Here is a 16,126-nt window from a genome sequence, read left to right on the forward strand (position 1 = left end):
CATCTACATCCTGGAATAAAACTGCGTGAGACTATTTACCCAAATCGGCTGGTACTTCCGCCGCGAGTGGCGCCGCTACCTGGGGGCAGTGGTGCTGTTGATCATCATTGCCATTCTGCAGCTGTTGCCACCCAAGCTGGTGGGGATCATTGTCGACGGTATTACCGAAAAACAGATGTCCAGCGGCGTGCTGATGGCATGGCTGGGGCTGATGCTCGGCACCGCCGTGGTGGTCTACCTGCTGCGCTACGTATGGCGAGTGTTGCTGTTTGGCGCGTCTTATCAGCTTGCCGTCGAACTGCGTGAAAATTTCTACCGCCAGCTTAGCCGCCAGAACCCGGCTTTCTATCTGCGCCACCGTACCGGCGATCTGATGGCACGTGCCACCAATGATGTCGATCGGGTCGTTTTCGCTGCCGGTGAAGGGGTGTTGACGCTGGTCGATTCGCTGGTAATGGGCTTGGCGGTGCTGGTGGTGATGAGCACCCAAATTAGCTGGCAGTTGACGCTGCTGTCGTTGATCCCTATGCCCATCATGGCGATCGTTATCAAGTATTACGGCGATCAGTTGCATCAGCGCTTTAAATCGGCGCAGGCGGCGTTCTCCAGCCTGAACGATCAGGCGCAGGAAAGCATGACCAGCATCCGCATGATTAAGGCGTTTGGTCTGGAGGATCACCAATCCAATCAATTTGCCGAAGTGGCCGCCCAAACCGGCGCCAAAAATATGCACGTAGCGCGGGTAGATGCGCGTTTTGACCCGACGATTTACATCGCTATCGGTACCGCCAATCTGTTGGCTATCGGCGGTGGCAGTTGGATGGTGGTCAATGGCTCTCTGACGCTTGGGCAACTGACCAGCTTCGTGATGTACCTCGGCCTGATGATTTGGCCGATGCTGGCGCTGGCCTGGATGTTCAACATTGTTGAACGCGGCAGTGCGGCATACGGTCGCATTCGCAGCCTGCTGGAGGAAGCGCCGGCAGTGACCGACGGTGAGTATCCATTGCCGGCGGGGCGTGGCAGCCTGGCCGTCGATATCCGATCCTTCCACTATCCTGGCAACCAGCACCCGGCGTTGCACGATGTCACGTTGAAGCTGGAGCCGGGTCAGATGCTTGGCCTGTGTGGCCCGACCGGTGCCGGTAAGTCAACGTTACTGTCGTTGATCCAGCGCCAGTTTGATGTGGATGATGGTCAGATTAGCTATCAGGGATTGCCGCTGACCCAGGTGAAGCTCGACGACTGGCGCTCGCGACTGTCTGTGGTGAGTCAGACGCCATTCTTGTTCTCGGACAGCGTGGCCAACAATATTGCGCTGGGGAATCCGGGCGCGACGCAGGAACAGATTGAGCGTGCGGCCCAGTTGGCCAGCGTGCATGAAGACATTATGCGCCTGCCGCAAGGCTATGAAACTGAAGTGGGTGAGCGTGGCGTGATGCTGTCCGGCGGCCAGAAACAGCGTATTTCTATTGCCCGTGCATTGTTACTGGATGCAGAAATCTTGATCCTCGACGATGCGTTGTCGGCGGTAGATGGTCGAACCGAACACCAAATCCTGCACAATTTGCGCAGTTGGGGACAAAACCGGACGGTGATTATCAGCGCGCACCGGCTTTCGGCACTGACCGAAGCCAGCGAAATTCTGGTGATACAACACGGCGGCGTGGCTCAGCGTGGCGAACATGCGTCCCTGGCGGCCCAACCGGGCTGGTACCGCGATATGTACCGCTATCAGCAACTGGAAGCGGCGCTGGATGAGGCACCGGAAAGCGGCGAGGAGATACTGGCCAATGAATAAGATGCAAAAGCTGTGGCCGACGCTGAAACGGTTGCTGGCTTATGGATCGCCATACCGCAAACCTCTGGGGCTGGCGGTGTTGATGTTGTGGGTTGCGGCGGCAGCGGAAGTCGCCGGACCGATCCTGATCAGTTATTTTATCGATAACTATGTGGCTAAGGGCCAGTTGCCGCTGATGATCGTCTGCGGGCTGGCGGCGGCCTATATTCTGCTGGAGCTGTTAGCGGCGGCGCTGCACTATTTTCAAGCGTTGTTGTTCAACCAGGCCGCGGTCGGGGTGGTTCAACGCCTGCGTACCGACGTGATGGACGCCGCGTTGCGTCAGCCGCTCAGCGCTTTTGATACGCAGCCGGTGGGGCAGTTGATCTCGCGAGTGACCAATGACACCGAGGTGATTAAAGACCTGTACGTCATGGTAGTGTCCACCGTATTGAAAAGCGCTGCGCTGATTGGCGCCATGCTGGTGGCGATGTTCAGCCTGGACTGGCGTATGGCGCTGGTGGCGATCTGCATCTTCCCGGCGGTGTTTGTGGTGATGGGCATTTACCAATACTACAGCATCCCGATTGTGCGCCGGGTGCGCAGCTATCTGGCAGACATCAACGACGGCTTTAACGAAGTGATCAACGGCATGGGCGTGATCCAGCAGTTCCGCCAGCAGATCCGCTTTGGTGAACGCATGAGCGCCGCCAGCCGTTCGCACTACACCGCGCGTATGCAGACTCTGCGGCTGGATGGTTTCCTGTTGCGTCCGCTGCTCAGCCTGTTTTCGGCGCTGGTGCTGTGTGGCCTGCTGATGTTGTTTGGCTTCAGCGGTGAGGGAAGCATTGGCGTGGGCGTGCTCTATGCCTTTATCAACTACCTCGGGCGTCTGAATGAGCCGTTGATTGAGCTGACGTCGCAGCAGTCGATTCTGCAGCAGGCGGTGGTGGCCGGTGAGCGTATTTTCGAACTGATGGATCGCCGTCAACAGAGCTATGGAACGGACGATCGCCCGCTCGAGAGTGGCCGCATTGATATTGAAGACCTGAGCTTTGCCTACCGCGATGACAAAAAGGTGCTGCAGCATATTTCGCTGTCGGTGCCGTCGCGGGGTTTTGTGGCCTTGGTGGGGCATACCGGCAGCGGCAAGAGCACGCTGGCCAACCTGCTGATGGGGTATTACCCGGTCAATCAGGGCGAAGTCCGTCTCGATGGTCGTCCGCTGGCCAGTCTGTCGCACCGTACGTTGCGGCAGGGGGTGGCAATGGTGCAGCAGGATCCGGTGGTGATCGCCGAATCGGTGCTGGCCAACGTTACGCTGGGCCGTAACATCAGTGAAGAGATAGTGTGGCAGGCGCTGGAAACGGTGCAATTGGCTGAGCTGGTACGCAGCTTCCCGCAGGGGATTCACACCCGGCTGGGCGAGCAGGGTAACAACCTGTCGGTGGGCCAGAAACAGCTATTGGCGATGGCCAGGGTGTTGGTGCAGGCGCCGCAGATCCTGATCCTCGACGAAGCGACCGCCAACATCGATTCAGGTACTGAGCAAGCGATTCAGCGTGCACTGCGTTTGATTCGTGAACATACCACGCTGGTGGTGATCGCTCACCGATTGTCGACCATTGTCGATGCCGATTCCATTCTGGTTCTGCACCGGGGTCAGGCGGTCGAGCAGGGCAATCATCAGCAACTGTTGGCTCAGCAGGGGCGTTACTACCAGATGTACCAGCTGCAACTGGTGGGTGAAGAATTGGCCGCTGCCAATCGCGAAGAAACACAACCCGCATGATCTGGGGGCCGTTTTAACGGCCCCTTTCTTTTGTCGCCACGCACCACAAACAGGCACAAGTCCGTTTAAAATCCCTCTCGCTGCACTTTTTCGACGCGCTACGCACCAAATTAGTGCGCAATATTTAATCAGCCCATCAGTTGGTCGCGCGCTATTAGCCGCTCGTCGCATGCCAGATCCCCATCCTGCCGGTTAATTTGCTGAATCCGCGTACAAAACCATTTGTGGCATAGCCTTTGCTTTATAAGTCTCGTACCGGGGTGAGTTTGGGCTTAATTCGTGGAGGGGCAATATGAAGCTGGTGACCGTGGTGATTAAACCATTCAAGCTGGAGGACGTGCGTGAAGCCCTATCCTCTGTAGGCATTCAGGGGCTGACCGTAAGCGAAGTAAAAGGCTTTGGTCGCCAGAAGGGGCACGCTGAGCTCTATCGCGGAGCCGAATACAGCGTCAACTTTTTACCTAAAGTAAAAATCGACATCGCTATCGCCGACGATCAGTTGGATGAAGTGGTTGATGTGATTAGTAAAGCGGCGTACACCGGCAAAATCGGTGACGGCAAAATTTTCGTTGCCGAATTGCAACGTGTCATTCGCATTCGCACCGGCGAAACAGACGAAGCAGCACTGTAATCACAGGCTCAGTAAAGTAATGGGGATGGATTGATAATGAAAAAACTTTTATCCATGTTGGGCCTGAGTACGGTAACCATGGTTCCTTCTTTGGCCCTGGCCGCTCCGGCGGTCGCAGACAAGGCTGACAACGCCTTCATGATGATTTGCACCGCTTTGGTGCTGTTCATGACCTTGCCGGGTGTCGCTTTGTTTTACGGTGGTTTGCTGCGCTCCAAAAACGTGCTCTCCATGCTGACCCAGGTCACCGTCACCTTCGCATTGGTGTGTGTTCTGTGGGTGCTTTATGGCTACAGTCTGGCTTTCAGCGAAGGTAATGCCTTCTTCGGTGGTTTCCAGACGGCGATGCTGAAAGGCATTGGCATTGACAGCGTCACCGGGACCTTTAGCCAGATGATCCACGTAGCGTTCCAGTGTTCATTCGCTTGTATCACCGTCGCGCTGGTGGTGGGGGGCTTTGCCGAGCGTATCCGCTTCTCGGCGGTAGTGATTTTCGCCGCTATCTGGTTCACCATTTCCTACCTGCCGATTGCCCACATGGTGTGGGGCGGTGGCTTCCTGGCCGCTGATGGCGCGTTGGACTTTGCCGGCGGCACCGTGGTGCATATCAATGCGGCAAGTGCCGGCCTGGTGGGCGCTTATCTGCTCGGCAAGCGTGCTGGTTTCGGTAAGGAAGCTTTCAAACCGCATAACCTGCCGATGGTATTTACCGGCGCTTCTATCCTGTATATCGGCTGGTTCGGCTTTAACGCCGGTTCTGCCAGCGCGGCTAACGGCATTGCGGCCCTGGCTTTCCTGAACACCGTAGTGGCAACCGCAGGCGCTATTCTTTCCTGGACTTTTGCCGAGTGGATTGTGCGCGGTAAACCTTCTCTGCTGGGGGCCTGTTCCGGCTGTATCGCCGGGCTGGTTGCCATCACGCCTGCTGCGGGTACCGTAGGGGTTGGCGGGGCGTTGATTATCGGCCTGGTCGGTGGCATTGCCGGTCTGTGGGGCGTGGTCACGCTGAAGAAATGGCTGAAAGTGGACGATACCTGCGATGTGTTCGGTGTACATGGCGTATGCGGCATCGTCGGATGCTTGCTGACCGGCGTGTTCACCTCCGCCTCGCTGGGCGGAACCGGGTACGCAGAAGGTGTTACCATGGGGCATCAGGTGTGGATCCAACTGTTGAGCGTGGTGATCACGCTGGTATGGTCTGGAGTGGCCGCCTTCATTGCCTTCAAAGTGGCAGGTGCTATCGTCGGGCTGCGCGTACCGGAAGAGCAGGAGCGCGAAGGTCTGGACGTCAACAGCCATGGTGAGAGTGCCTATAACCAATAAGCCTTGAAGAAGGGCAGTGCGCTAAATAACTCGAAAAATAATGATGATGCAGAAAGGGCGATGGAGACATCGCCCTTTTTCTTTTTTAACGATATTCCCCCTTTTTAAGTAATGCACTGTTTTTATTGACCTTATATTAATTGCATTATCAAGTGCTTTTTCTATAATGGCTTTGGTTTGTACTGTTTGTTTTATTTGTTTGTATTAATACGTATTAAGTGGGAGATAACGATGAAAGGAATAGTGAATTCTGTTTACCTAGGAAAAGTGGTTCCTTTCACTCGTCCTGACAGCTTTACCGGCATATTCAAAAAAGAGGTTAATCATCTGGTTTCAGTAGGTTATGAAGGCATTGAGGGTGATGAGATCGGCGACCTGAAGGTACATGGCGGACCGGAAAAGGCGGTACACGTTTATCCATTGGAACATTATAAAAAGTGGAAGGCAGAATTTCCCGACTGTCCCTTTTTCGAGAATGCCGGCGCATTTGGCGAGAATTTAAGCACTATCGGTTTGGATGAAAGTCAGGTCTTTGTCGGCGACATTTTTAGCATAGGGACGGCAGTAGTGGAGGTTTCACAAGGTCGATTACCCTGTTGGAAGTTAAATGACAGATTCGACATTCCCTATTTTTCGGAAATGCTACAAATTAACTACCGCACCGGTTGGTATTTTAGGGTGATTCAGCAGGGAAATGTCGGTTTGGGCGATGAAATTACCTTGATTAACAGGACCAATGATAAATGGAGTTTGCAGGAGATAATGAAAGTTATTTTTACCAAATCTCTTGATGAAGAAACCCTGACCAGTATGTTGGAATTACCCTTGGTTGCCTCTTGGCGGAAACTGTTTATGAAAAGATTGCTCACTGGGGCTGTTGAAGATTGGTCGCCAAGATTGCATGGAAAAAAGGATTAAAATGAAAGGGTACGTTGATTTTTTATCGCTGCTACGTACAAACCTATTCAAAATTGGGAAGCGGATGAGTGAAGCCAGTTTTTTTAACGTTCACTATATTTTTATTTTTATCCTGTGCAAGGCAAAGTCAATCGATCTGTCACGTTACCAGAAGAAGAACATCAAGGACTACAGCAGCTTCCAAGATTTTTTTTGCAGAGAGCTCAGCGAAGAAACAAAGAATAAAGTCAATTTATTGAATTCAACGGAGCTTTGTATGCCTTGTGATGGGCGTATGGGGGCCCATGGCGAGATAAAAGAGAATACGTTACTGCAAGCCAAGGGGGTTGAGTATTCCATCTTTAGGCTTTTTGGTTTTAATAATGAAATGACGCAGGGCTACAATGGCGGCCGTTTTGCGAATATATACCTGGCGCCGGAGGATTATCACAGGGTACATATGCCGTTCGACGGTTTCTTGATTAATACCATTTATTGTCCCGGAGATTTTAAATCGGTCAGGGAGAAGAGTGTAAAAAATGATAAAGAATTATATGTGGGTAATGAACGAATGATTTGTGAGTTTATGACGGAGCATGGCAGGATGTCCGTTATTTTTGTAGGCGCATTTATGGTGGGGGGGATAGTCACAGCTTGGGGAGGAAAGGTCAACTATAACCGGCTCTACACCCATGAGTCTTTTTATAATGATTGTTTGTTTTACAAGAAGGGCGAGGAGATAGGCTATTTCACTATGGGGTCAACAGTCATAGTTCTGTTTGATTCCTGCTGGGATCTCGATTTCAGTAGTGTAAATCAAGGGGATAGGGTTGAGTTTTCTGATGCTTTTGTCACCGTGATGAAAAAGTAAGCGTTAACTCTTCGCCGAACGATGAGGAAGTATTTTCATTTGAATAGGGAGTCAGAGCATGGCGAATACACATCACATGGGCAATCCCGCGTTATTGCCAGACGACCTGCCATGCCCGGTGGATGACGGTGCGGCCGATCATCTGGTCGGCATGCCGATGCCGGCCCTGCGTTTTCACTCAACGTTTGGTGAGAGGGTAGACTTGTCTATCTTGCCGGGGCGAACGGTTGTTTATGCCTATCCGAGGACCGGCGAGCCCCACGGCAATCTGCCGGCAGGTTGGGACGCTATCCCCGGAGCCCGTGGCTGCACAGCGCAAACTTTATCTTTTCAGGCCGAAAAGGAGGTGTTTACCACCTTCGGGATCAGGATCTTTGGGTTGAGCACGCAAACCACGGATTATCAGAGAGAGTTGTCTGACCGCCTCAGGCTGACTTTCCCCATCTTGAGCGATGCTGAATTTGCATTGGTCGACGCCTTGCGTTTACCCACGATGAACGTGGAAGGCATGCGGCTGATTAAGCGTTTAACGCTGATCATCAGGGATGGCACGATTGAACATGTGTTCTATCCCGTTTTCCCCGCGAACAGAGCGGCCGCTGAAGTCATCGGGTGGTTGAGAGACCATCCGGATTTGGCACCGGGAACCCTTGACTGAGCTGGGCCCGCCCATTTGTGAAGGCACAAAGCAAAAATGCCAGCCAACCTGACTGGCATTCCATTGAAAGGTTAATTGCTTAGGCTTCGCGCTGGCGGATGACGCCTTCCTGCACCGTAGTGGCAACCAGAACGCCGTCACGGGTATAAAATTGTCCGCGCACAAATCCACGGGCTCCGGAAGCTGACGTGCTTTCGACCACGTACAACAACCAGTCATCCATGCGGAAGGGGCGGTGGAACCACATTGAGTGGTCAATTGTCGCCACCTGCATGCCCGGCTCCAGGAAGCCTACGCCATGAGGCTGCAACGCCGTCGGCAGGAAGTTAAAATCTGACGCGTAACCCAGCAAATATTGGTGGATGCGCTGATCGTCCGGCATGGTGCCGTTGGCGCGGAACCAAACGTAGCGGTGCGGCTCTTCCACGCTGCCCTTCAGTGGGTTGTGGAATTTGACCGGGCGCATTTCGATCGGCTTCTGGCCGATAAACTTTTCACGCACTTTATCCGGCAGCATGTGCGACAACTTTTGGGCAATGTCCGATTCGGACATCAGTCCTTCCGGCGGCGGCACATCCGGCATGGTGTTCTGATGTTCAAACCCTTCTTCCGGGCTTTGGAAAGAGGCGGTCATATAGAAAATCGGCTTGCCATGTTGAATGGCGCTGACGCGACGGGCGCTAAAACTGTTACCGTCGCGCAGGATTTCCACGTCGTAGATAATCGGCTTGCTGCTGTCGCCTGGACGCAGAAAATAACTGTGAAACGAGTGTACGCTCCGCTCTGCGGGAACAGTCTGTTTGGCGGCATAAAGTGCCTGACCAACCACCTGACCGCCAAATACCTGACGTAGCCCCAGATCTTCGCTTTGGCCGCGGAACAACCCTTCTTCGATTTTCTCCAGATCCAGCAGATCAAGGAGGTTTTGCAGTGCCTGGCTCATAAAGTTACTACCCTTATAATAATCATTTTGCTCAGTGTGCGGAATATCACGGTAAGACGTCAATATATTGCGTTATGGCACAGAGAAAATTGGCTGAATACTGAACGTTATTAGGGGGGTAAGTGATTAATAGGCAGTGTTAAATGGATTTTTCAGTGTTTTGTGCTAACTTTAATGGGTGGGGTGGTGGAAGCCACCAACGTGTTGATAATAAAAAAGGAGACCGATCCATGAAACTCTGGCAAATCGTAGGTGGAGCTGCAGCATTAACCCTCACTCTGGCTGGCTGTGCCCAGAAGAGTGGCAATGTGCCTACTCCAACGGCGGGAAGCGCGGCGATTGCACAAACGCAGATTCAGGGCCCGGCGGTGACTGGTTCGGTTAACATTCGCCAGCGCATTGCGCTGCCGCCGGATGCGATACTGACCGTCACGCTCTCTGATGCTTCACTGGCGGACGCTCCGTCTAAAGTGATCGCCCAGCGTGCGGTACGTACTGACGGCAAGCAGGCGCCGTTTAATTTTGTATTGCCATTCAACCCGGCTGATATTCAGCCTAATGCGCGTATTATTCTGAGCGCGGCAATCACGGTTAATGGGCAGCTGATCTTTATTACCGACACAATCCAGGAAGTAGTTAACCGTAACGGCACCCGTGCCGACCTGCTGCTGGTTCCGGTGCAAGGCATTCCGGTTCAGGCAACGCCAACGGCGATGCCGTAATCCGGTGGTCCTGAAGCAGTAAGCTATCAACAGCCTTTGCGCTCCGGCCAAAGGCTGTTTTTTTATCACCAGCGCCAGCCGTAAACCAACAGATCCACCGTGCTGTGGGCGCCAAAAATGATCCCTTCCCCAAGCAATGCCTGACGTTGGCGTTGGAAGTCCTCGCCCTGCTGCGAAATCTGCCCGTGCCGGTTAATCACCCGATGCCAGGGCAGGCTGCTGCCTTCCGGTAGGCGGCGCAATACGCCGCCCACCTGACGTGCCGCACGTGGTGAACCGGCCAGACGCGCTACCTCACCGTAGGTCGTCACTTTGCCATAAGGAATGGCGGCCACGATGTGAAACACCCGCTGGCTGAATGAGGCGTCTTCTGATTCCATTTCTGTGTTCCTGCTGCGGCGAAATCCCAAGATCAAAGTGTGCCACAGCCGAGGTGGGCAAGAAAACAGCGGTTGGCCCCGGTTGGCTTGCTATTTAGCTGGCCATCACCGATAATGCCCACCGCTTCGCAGTACCAGAAGCCGTCAATGGGGGCCCTGTTGGTTCTCCCGCAACACTAACTTGTGAACTCGGTCAGATCCGGAAGGAAGCAGCCGCAGCAGGTGACGTGTGTGCCGGGATGTAGCTGGCAGGGCCTCCACCAATTTCAGCGCCGCATCATTCTTTCACTACTCTCTCGTATTTACTATCGCCCCAAAAATCTCGCTGCAGGAAAACTGCCGGCGCCGATTGCTCGCCAGCAATTCACCTCAGTGCTTCACCAGCGTAGCGAAATAGTACGCCAGCGGGATAGCCAACAGGTAAAGCCCGACCGGGACTTCACGCCATTTGCCTGCAATCACCTTGATGATGATATAAAACAGCAGCCCACCTGCGATACCGGTGCCGAAGCTGTTGGCAATCAGCGTGATCATCACCATCATCAGCACCGGCAGGCCGTCGGTAAAGTTGGCCAAATCGACTTTGCGCAATCCACTGAACATATTCAGGCCGATCAGGATCAATGCCGGTGCGGTAGCCTCTTTCGGGATCATCAGGGCAATGGGGGTAAACAGCAGCATCAGCAAGAACATGATGGCTGCCGCCAGCGCCGTTAATCCAGTCTTGCCACCGGCTTCGGCAGCGGCTGACGATTCGATCAGCGCCGTGGCGGCTGGAATGCCGACCCAGGGCCCGAGAGCCGCTGCGATCGAGTCCACCATAAACGGCCGGTTGATGTGCGGCATGTTGCCGTGCTCGTCCAGTAACCCGGCTTCACCGCCGACGGCGAGCGTGGTGCCCATGGTGGAGAAAAACTCTGAGGCGAAAAAGACAAACAGGTAAGGCAGGAAGGCGATATTCAATGCACCAATCATATCGACGTGGCCGAGCACAGGGGCCAATGAGTGTGGCATTGCCATCAGACTGGCTGGAAGGTGCGTGACGCCGAATGGAATACCCACCAGCGTCGCGACCAGGATCGCCCACAAAATCGCGCCCGGGATGCGTCGAGCCTGCAGGGCAATGGCCAGAAACAGGCCGCACAGGGCGATCAACGCACCGGGTGCCGTGAAGTCACCCAGCATCAGCGCATTGGATTTGGCATTGGCCAGTACCAGCCCGGCGTTACGGAACCCCAGCACCGCAACAAATAATCCGATAGAGGCGGTCAGCCCCAGCTTGATGGACTGCGGTACCGAGCGGGTAACCACCTCGCGCAGTCCAAGACGAGTCAGGGCAAAAAACAAAATGCCGGACCAGCAGGCGATACCCAGCCCAATCTGCCAACCTATGCCTTCGCTGCCCGCCAACGTCACGCCGACCAACACCGAACCGCCGATCCCTGGGCCAACGATAAACGGCAGATTACCGTAAAACGCCATAAGCAAGCTGCCGATCACAAACACCAGAATGGTGCCGGTGGTCACTGCGCCCTTATCCATGCCGCCGATGGCCAGCAATCCGGGGATTACCACCAACAAATAGGCCGCAGCCAGAAAACCGGTGATACCGGCCAGGCATTCGGTTTTGACATTGCTTTGCCGCGCATGCAGTTGAAAACGCCGTTGCAGCCAGCCCCCTGGTGTTGGAGCATTTACTGAATTCTCAGCCATATAGACAATCTCCGTTGCTACCCGTCGTATTTCAAGCCGCAGCGTTGTTGGCAACACTCACTCACCCCAGTAACTTACTTGAGTAAGCGCATGGGGTGAGTGGGCGTGCCTGTCTAGCTGCAACTAGAAATCCATAGGGTATGTATTGTTATTATGATTATTTTTACGCCGGGGTTTCCCAGCAGGCGATCAGTGGATCGACAATTTGGCGCGTGGTGCCGTCGGTCAGGCCGAGATCGGTCAGGTGCGGCCCGGCATTACACGCCAGACAGGTGCCCTCGATTGCCTTGAAAACCCGGTAGGGCGGTTCCCAATCGGCGATTTGTGCGCTCAGATCGCGCAGTTTTTTAAATTGTTGTGCCAGTTCCGCGGCAGGCAGATCTGAAAGCATGCCGGCAATCGGCATCGCCACCTGAGCCAGAATTTCCCCGTTTTGACTTAGGGCCATGCCGCCACCGCAGGCGATCAGGGCATTGGCCGCCAGCGCCATATCGGTTGCGTTACGGCCCAGAACCACCAGGTTATGCGAGTCGTGTGAGTAGCTGGTGGCGATGGCACCGCGCAGTTCCCCCCAGCCTTCCAACAGTGCCAGTTGCGGGGTGGCCTGGTGGCGACCATGGCGATGTTTCACCCAGATCAGGCTAAAGCCATCCGGTATCTGCACTTCGCCGTCGCGAACCTCGACGGTGGTTTCGTTCCACTGGGTAAAACGCGCGCCTTTAATGTGGCGCAGGGTGGCTTTACCGTGGCGGATCGCCGGGACTTTCAATATGAAATCTGCGGGAGTCAGTGGCGGGAGCCGCAGCGTATCGCGCGGCACCGTCACTTTCGGGTTTGCACTGAGCGGTGTCAGCATTTTTCCGTTCTGCGCCAGCAGCTTTCCTGCGACGTAGACCTGCCGCGCACTCAGTTGAGTGAGCGAATCAAAGACCACCAGATCGGCAATGCGGCCCGCGGCAATCAAGCCCAGATCGTTGCGTTGCAGGCGAATAGCGGCGTTAAGCGTCGCCATCCTCAATACGTCGGTTCCCGACATCCCCTGTTCGATCAGCATATTGAGTAACGCCACAATGCCGCCTTTTTGCAGCAGCATATCCGGCGGCACATCGTCGGTGCAGACGGTGACCTGCGAGGACAGGTGTGGCAACGTTTTTAGTGCCGCAACGATCTCGGGTAGCAGGTAAGGGTGAGATCCTCTGATCTCCAGCGTCAGTCCGGCGCGTAGTTTCTCCAGCGCATCGGCTCCGGAGGTCAGCTCATGGTCGGACGTCACGCCCGCGGCCAGATAGGCCTGAAGCTGAGCGCCGCTTAGCCCACGTGCGTGACCTTCGATCAACTTGCCGCTGTTCAGCCCGGCATTGAGGATATCCAGCATGCGTTCGCTGCCGTTCAGTACGCCGTGCATGTCCATCACCTCGGCAACCCCGCCGACTTCCGGCCAGGCCAACATGGTTTCCATTTCATGGCCGCCGAAATCAGCGCCGGACATTTCCAAACCTGGAGTGGAAGGGACGCTTGACGGTGCCGCACAGATCACCCTGAGCGGGAGACCACGGCTGGCGTCGACCGCGTAACGCACACCCTCAACACCGAGCACGTTGGCCAGTTCGTGTGGATCCCAGAAAATGGTAGTGGTGCCTTGGGCAACGACGATTTCGGCGTATTTTTCCGGCGGCAGGTGCGAGCTTTCAACGTGTACGTGGGTGTCGATCAGGCCGGGGCTCAGATATGCGCCGGCCAAGTCTTGCGTTTGAAGGGCTTCGGTCATAGTGCCACAGGGATGAACGCTGGCAATCAGTGCGCCGACGATGCCGACATCAGCGTTACGGATTTCACCGGTGGCCATATCAACCAGCGCAGCGTTCATCAGCAGCAAATCAAAAGGAAGTTGGCCTAATGCGGCCTTCACCGCGCGTTGGCGTTCGCCCGCGCTGGTGTAATGAGTGGTCATGGTAATTACCCGGCATGATGACAGGGTTGTTACTCTAGGGGGGCGGGCAGGCTTTGCACAGATGATTTAATTTATTGCCTGATAAGAAACGTTTATGCTGTCGCAAACGTTTACTTGGTTGGCGAATGGAAACCTGACATGTCTGAACCCTGGCGCCGCTTGCCCGCGCTGTCTCTGAAGCAGATTCAATATTTCGTTACTCTGGCGCGGCTACGGCATTTTACCGATACCGCGAACCGTTTGGCGATCAGCCAACCGGCACTGAGTAGCGCGCTGCGACAGATAGAGTTGGTGCTGGGTGGAAAATTGGTGAATCGCACGGCTTCCGCGGTGACGTTGACCGAACAGGGGGCGGCAATTCTGCCGCATGCCGAGCGGCTGCTGAATGTGGCGCAGGCGTCCTTTGACGATATGCAGCGCATTATGTTGGCGGGGGGAGATGGGACCTTGCGCATCGGGTTGGTACCTTCGGTCAGCCGGCTGTTGTTTCCGGCCGTGCCACAGCTGCTGGCGGCGAACTTTCCACGGCTGAGGGTAGAATTTCACGATCAAACTAATGATTCTCTGCTGCTGCAATTAGAGAACGGCATGATTGATTTTGGTATTGGGGCGCTCGATAGTTCCGTGCCGGAGTCGTTGGAGATATATCCGCTGCAGGAAGATCCCTTTGTGGTGGTTATGCGCCGTGATGACCCTTTGGCTGAATCACATCATCTGCCGTGGCGGCAATTAGCCCGGCGTGATATTGCGGTTTTTTCCAAGGGAAATATCAGCCGGCTGGTACTGGCATTGGCAGAAAGCCACCGTCTGAATTTAATCGCACGCTACCAGGTCGATTTTCTGGAGACGTTATACGGATTGGTACGTTCGGAATTAGCGGTCGCTATTTTACCTCAGCTTTACACCACCCATTTGAAAGACGATGAATTAACCGTGGTTCAACTGCAGCAACCGATGCTTAGCCGTACCGTGGCATTAATGCGCAGTGCACACAGAAATCACCCGGCATTAATTGAGGATTGTTTCCAATTGTTATTACAGGATTTTCAACGGCGGATGAAAGTGCAGTAAGTCAATGAGATAAATACGAGAATTTGCCTGACATTGAGGCCGATAGTCTATCGGCTCAACGCATCTCGAGCCTTGATTAACGTACGAACTTCCAAACGGCCGTTGGGATTTTATCGTAGAGCTTATTCATGGTGAGCTCAGCCAGACGGTGGTCAGCTGCAGAGTAAAACAGCTCCAATTCGTCATCCGAAAGCTCATACTTATTTTTTTCAATAACGCGTTCAAGGGTGTCAATAGTGGTGCATTTACGTAAACGCATCAGATAATCAGTTTTAGTCATGATAACCTTTGGTGTTATAAACCGTAGAATAGAATAATTTAGGGATAATTATCCCCTAAGATTTCATTGTCGTACAGATGCCCTCTCCTGAGAACATTCTGAATAATCGCGCCTTGGTTTTTTGCCAGCGACGCAGATCGGAATCATTGATACCGTAACTGCTGAACAGCGTGTAGGTATCATCGAGATATTCCTCGACTAACTCCGATAAATCACTTTCGTCCATGTATTTAATTTTATAACTCATCACAAACGAAGCAATATGTTCAATCAACTCATTAAGCTGGAGGTTGACGGAAGACGTTGGGTCGTTCACCCAGCCGTGGTGGCTGTCGCCCAGCGTGGCTATGCCTTCATCATACAAATTTTCGCACAAGAATTTCAGCTGAGCAATATCGTGCCTTTTAGGCGAATACTCATCCATATCATCCCCTCCGTAAGTCTTAATTTCGGTGTTGATAACACTCTGTGAGTAAGCTGATTTACATCATGGACAGAGGTAGCTTAATGACGGTGATAAAATAAACTTCCTATATAATGAATATAAATCATTTCTCCACGTCTGGCCTGCTGTTATTACGTAAACTTACAATTCATCTGCAGTAGATGGACGGGAGTTATCAATGATGTCAAAGCACAAGCTCGATTCAGTCACGCTAAAAATCACGCTTTCGTTGATGTATTCCTCGGCGTTGATATCCAGACAGGCGTTGAAAATTGTCCATTTATAGCGGTAACTCATTGAATACTCATGGTCGCTCAATTTATGAATATCAAGTATTTCTAATGAACCTTCACTATACCGTGCGCTTTCTGAATAAAAACTCAAGCCGCTGGTCAATGCCGGCACCAACTCTGACATTCTATCGTTAATCACTTTCTTTAGTTTTTTAACAGAAAGTGCTTCTATCATTGTGCTGTAGCTAAGAGTTACCTGCATTTAATGCCTGACCGTATAGCGATCCTATCTATTAATCTTACTCCTTTTTCATCCATACGTCGGTAAACTTTTCGTTAACCAGATGCTTTTTTACAGTAACTCAACGTTGTTTACCGGTTAATAACCCTGACGTTTCTCAGTATATCCCTGAAAGAGTTCCGCTGGTGTTCCAAA

Annotated in this window: 16 protein-coding genes and 1 other RNA gene; 10 read left to right on the top strand and 7 right to left on the bottom strand. The window is 53.4% G+C overall.

The features are described from left to right. The first annotated feature begins 25 nt into the window (after window positions 1–25). From NR114_RS08735 to NR114_RS08765, 7 genes are all read left to right on the top strand, one after another. On the top strand, window positions 26–1,801 hold the full coding sequence (locus tag NR114_RS08735) for a SmdA family multidrug ABC transporter permease/ATP-binding protein (protein ID WP_046374345.1): 1,776 nt from the start codon (window positions 26–28) through the stop codon (window positions 1,799–1,801). Beyond that, complete coding sequence (locus NR114_RS08740) at window positions 1,794–3,572, top strand: SmdB family multidrug efflux ABC transporter permease/ATP-binding protein (protein ID WP_020825503.1); 1,779 nt, start codon at window positions 1,794–1,796, stop codon at window positions 3,570–3,572. Before NR114_RS08735 ends, NR114_RS08740 begins: the two co-directional genes overlap by 8 nt. A 292-nt stretch (window positions 3,573–3,864) precedes the next feature. Next, window positions 3,865–4,203: a P-II family nitrogen regulator gene (glnK, locus tag NR114_RS08745; RefSeq protein ID WP_012005549.1), complete on the top strand. Its 339-nt coding sequence runs from the start codon at window positions 3,865–3,867 to the stop codon at window positions 4,201–4,203. Window positions 4,204–4,239: 36 nt separating this feature from the next. Further along, window positions 4,240–5,526 (top strand): ammonium transporter AmtB, encoded by a 1,287-nt coding sequence (gene amtB, locus NR114_RS08750; protein WP_020825504.1) that lies wholly within the window; start codon window positions 4,240–4,242, stop codon window positions 5,524–5,526. Window positions 5,527–5,757: 231 nt separating this feature from the next. Then, window positions 5,758–6,444, top strand: coding sequence for an MOSC domain-containing protein (locus NR114_RS08755; RefSeq protein WP_048759592.1), 687 nt, complete (start codon window positions 5,758–5,760; stop codon window positions 6,442–6,444). 1 nt (window position 6,445) lies between these two features. After that, window positions 6,446–7,294: an archaetidylserine decarboxylase gene (gene asd, locus NR114_RS08760; RefSeq protein ID WP_256814075.1), complete on the top strand. Its 849-nt coding sequence runs from the start codon at window positions 6,446–6,448 to the stop codon at window positions 7,292–7,294. A gap of 58 nt (window positions 7,295–7,352) precedes the next feature. Further along, window positions 7,353–7,952 carry a peroxiredoxin gene (locus NR114_RS08765; protein ID WP_232103163.1) on the top strand — a complete coding sequence of 200 codons (600 nt, stop codon included), beginning with the start codon at window positions 7,353–7,355 and terminating at the stop codon, window positions 7,950–7,952. Between the two features lie 79 nt (window positions 7,953–8,031). Here the strand turns inward: NR114_RS08765 and tesB are convergent, their stop codons facing one another. Next, window positions 8,032–8,895: an acyl-CoA thioesterase II gene (tesB, locus tag NR114_RS08770; RefSeq protein WP_020825508.1), complete on the bottom strand. Its 864-nt coding sequence runs from the start codon at window positions 8,893–8,895 to the stop codon at window positions 8,032–8,034. 230 nt (window positions 8,896–9,125) lie between these two features. On the opposite strand from tesB, the gene NR114_RS08775 reads away from it, so the two are divergent. Further along, the gene (locus NR114_RS08775) at window positions 9,126–9,617 is read left to right on the top strand and encodes a YbaY family lipoprotein (protein ID WP_020825509.1); all 492 of its coding nucleotides are present in this window, start codon (window positions 9,126–9,128) and stop codon (window positions 9,615–9,617) included. 65 nt (window positions 9,618–9,682) lie between these two features. Here NR114_RS08775 and NR114_RS08780 read toward each other — a convergent pair whose 3' ends face one another. Beyond that, complete coding sequence (locus tag NR114_RS08780) at window positions 9,683–9,997, bottom strand: MGMT family protein (RefSeq protein ID WP_048759573.1); 315 nt, start codon at window positions 9,995–9,997, stop codon at window positions 9,683–9,685. 157 nt (window positions 9,998–10,154) lie between these two features. Between NR114_RS08780 and ffs the strand changes: the two genes are divergently transcribed. Next, an RNA gene (ffs, locus tag NR114_RS08785) (signal recognition particle sRNA small type) lies at window positions 10,155–10,251 on the top strand. 115 nt (window positions 10,252–10,366) lie between these two features. On the opposite strand, the gene NR114_RS08790 is transcribed toward ffs, so the two are convergent. Beyond that, window positions 10,367–11,710: an NCS2 family permease gene (locus NR114_RS08790; protein ID WP_020825511.1), complete on the bottom strand. Its 1,344-nt coding sequence runs from the start codon at window positions 11,708–11,710 to the stop codon at window positions 10,367–10,369. A 163-nt stretch (window positions 11,711–11,873) separates the two neighbouring features. Next, on the bottom strand, window positions 11,874–13,661 hold the full coding sequence (locus NR114_RS08795) for an adenine deaminase (RefSeq protein ID WP_115059829.1): 1,788 nt from the start codon (window positions 13,659–13,661) through the stop codon (window positions 11,874–11,876). Window positions 13,662–13,799: 138 nt separating this feature from the next. Here NR114_RS08795 and NR114_RS08800 point away from each other — a divergent pair, with 138 nt between their 5' ends. Next, the gene (locus NR114_RS08800) at window positions 13,800–14,732 is read left to right on the top strand and encodes a LysR family transcriptional regulator (protein ID WP_020825513.1); all 933 of its coding nucleotides are present in this window, start codon (window positions 13,800–13,802) and stop codon (window positions 14,730–14,732) included. Between the two features lie 76 nt (window positions 14,733–14,808). Here the strand turns inward: NR114_RS08800 and NR114_RS08805 are convergent, their stop codons facing one another. The 3 genes from NR114_RS08805 to NR114_RS08815 form a co-directional block, all read right to left on the bottom strand. Next, the gene (locus tag NR114_RS08805; protein WP_020825514.1) at window positions 14,809–15,012 is read right to left on the bottom strand and encodes an HHA domain-containing protein; all 204 of its coding nucleotides are present in this window, start codon (window positions 15,010–15,012) and stop codon (window positions 14,809–14,811) included. Window positions 15,013–15,067: 55 nt separating this feature from the next. After that, window positions 15,068–15,436: an Hha toxicity modulator TomB gene (gene tomB, locus NR114_RS08810; protein WP_020825515.1), complete on the bottom strand. Its 369-nt coding sequence runs from the start codon at window positions 15,434–15,436 to the stop codon at window positions 15,068–15,070. A 162-nt stretch (window positions 15,437–15,598) separates the two neighbouring features. Beyond that, complete coding sequence (locus NR114_RS08815; RefSeq protein ID WP_020825516.1) at window positions 15,599–15,952, bottom strand: hypothetical protein; 354 nt, start codon at window positions 15,950–15,952, stop codon at window positions 15,599–15,601. Window positions 15,953–16,126 lie beyond the last annotated feature (174 nt).

Origin of the sequence: Serratia sp. Ser99 (assembly GCF_024519545.1) — a bacterium.
Classification (GTDB): Bacteria; Pseudomonadota; Gammaproteobacteria; order Enterobacterales; family Enterobacteriaceae; genus Serratia; species Serratia liquefaciens.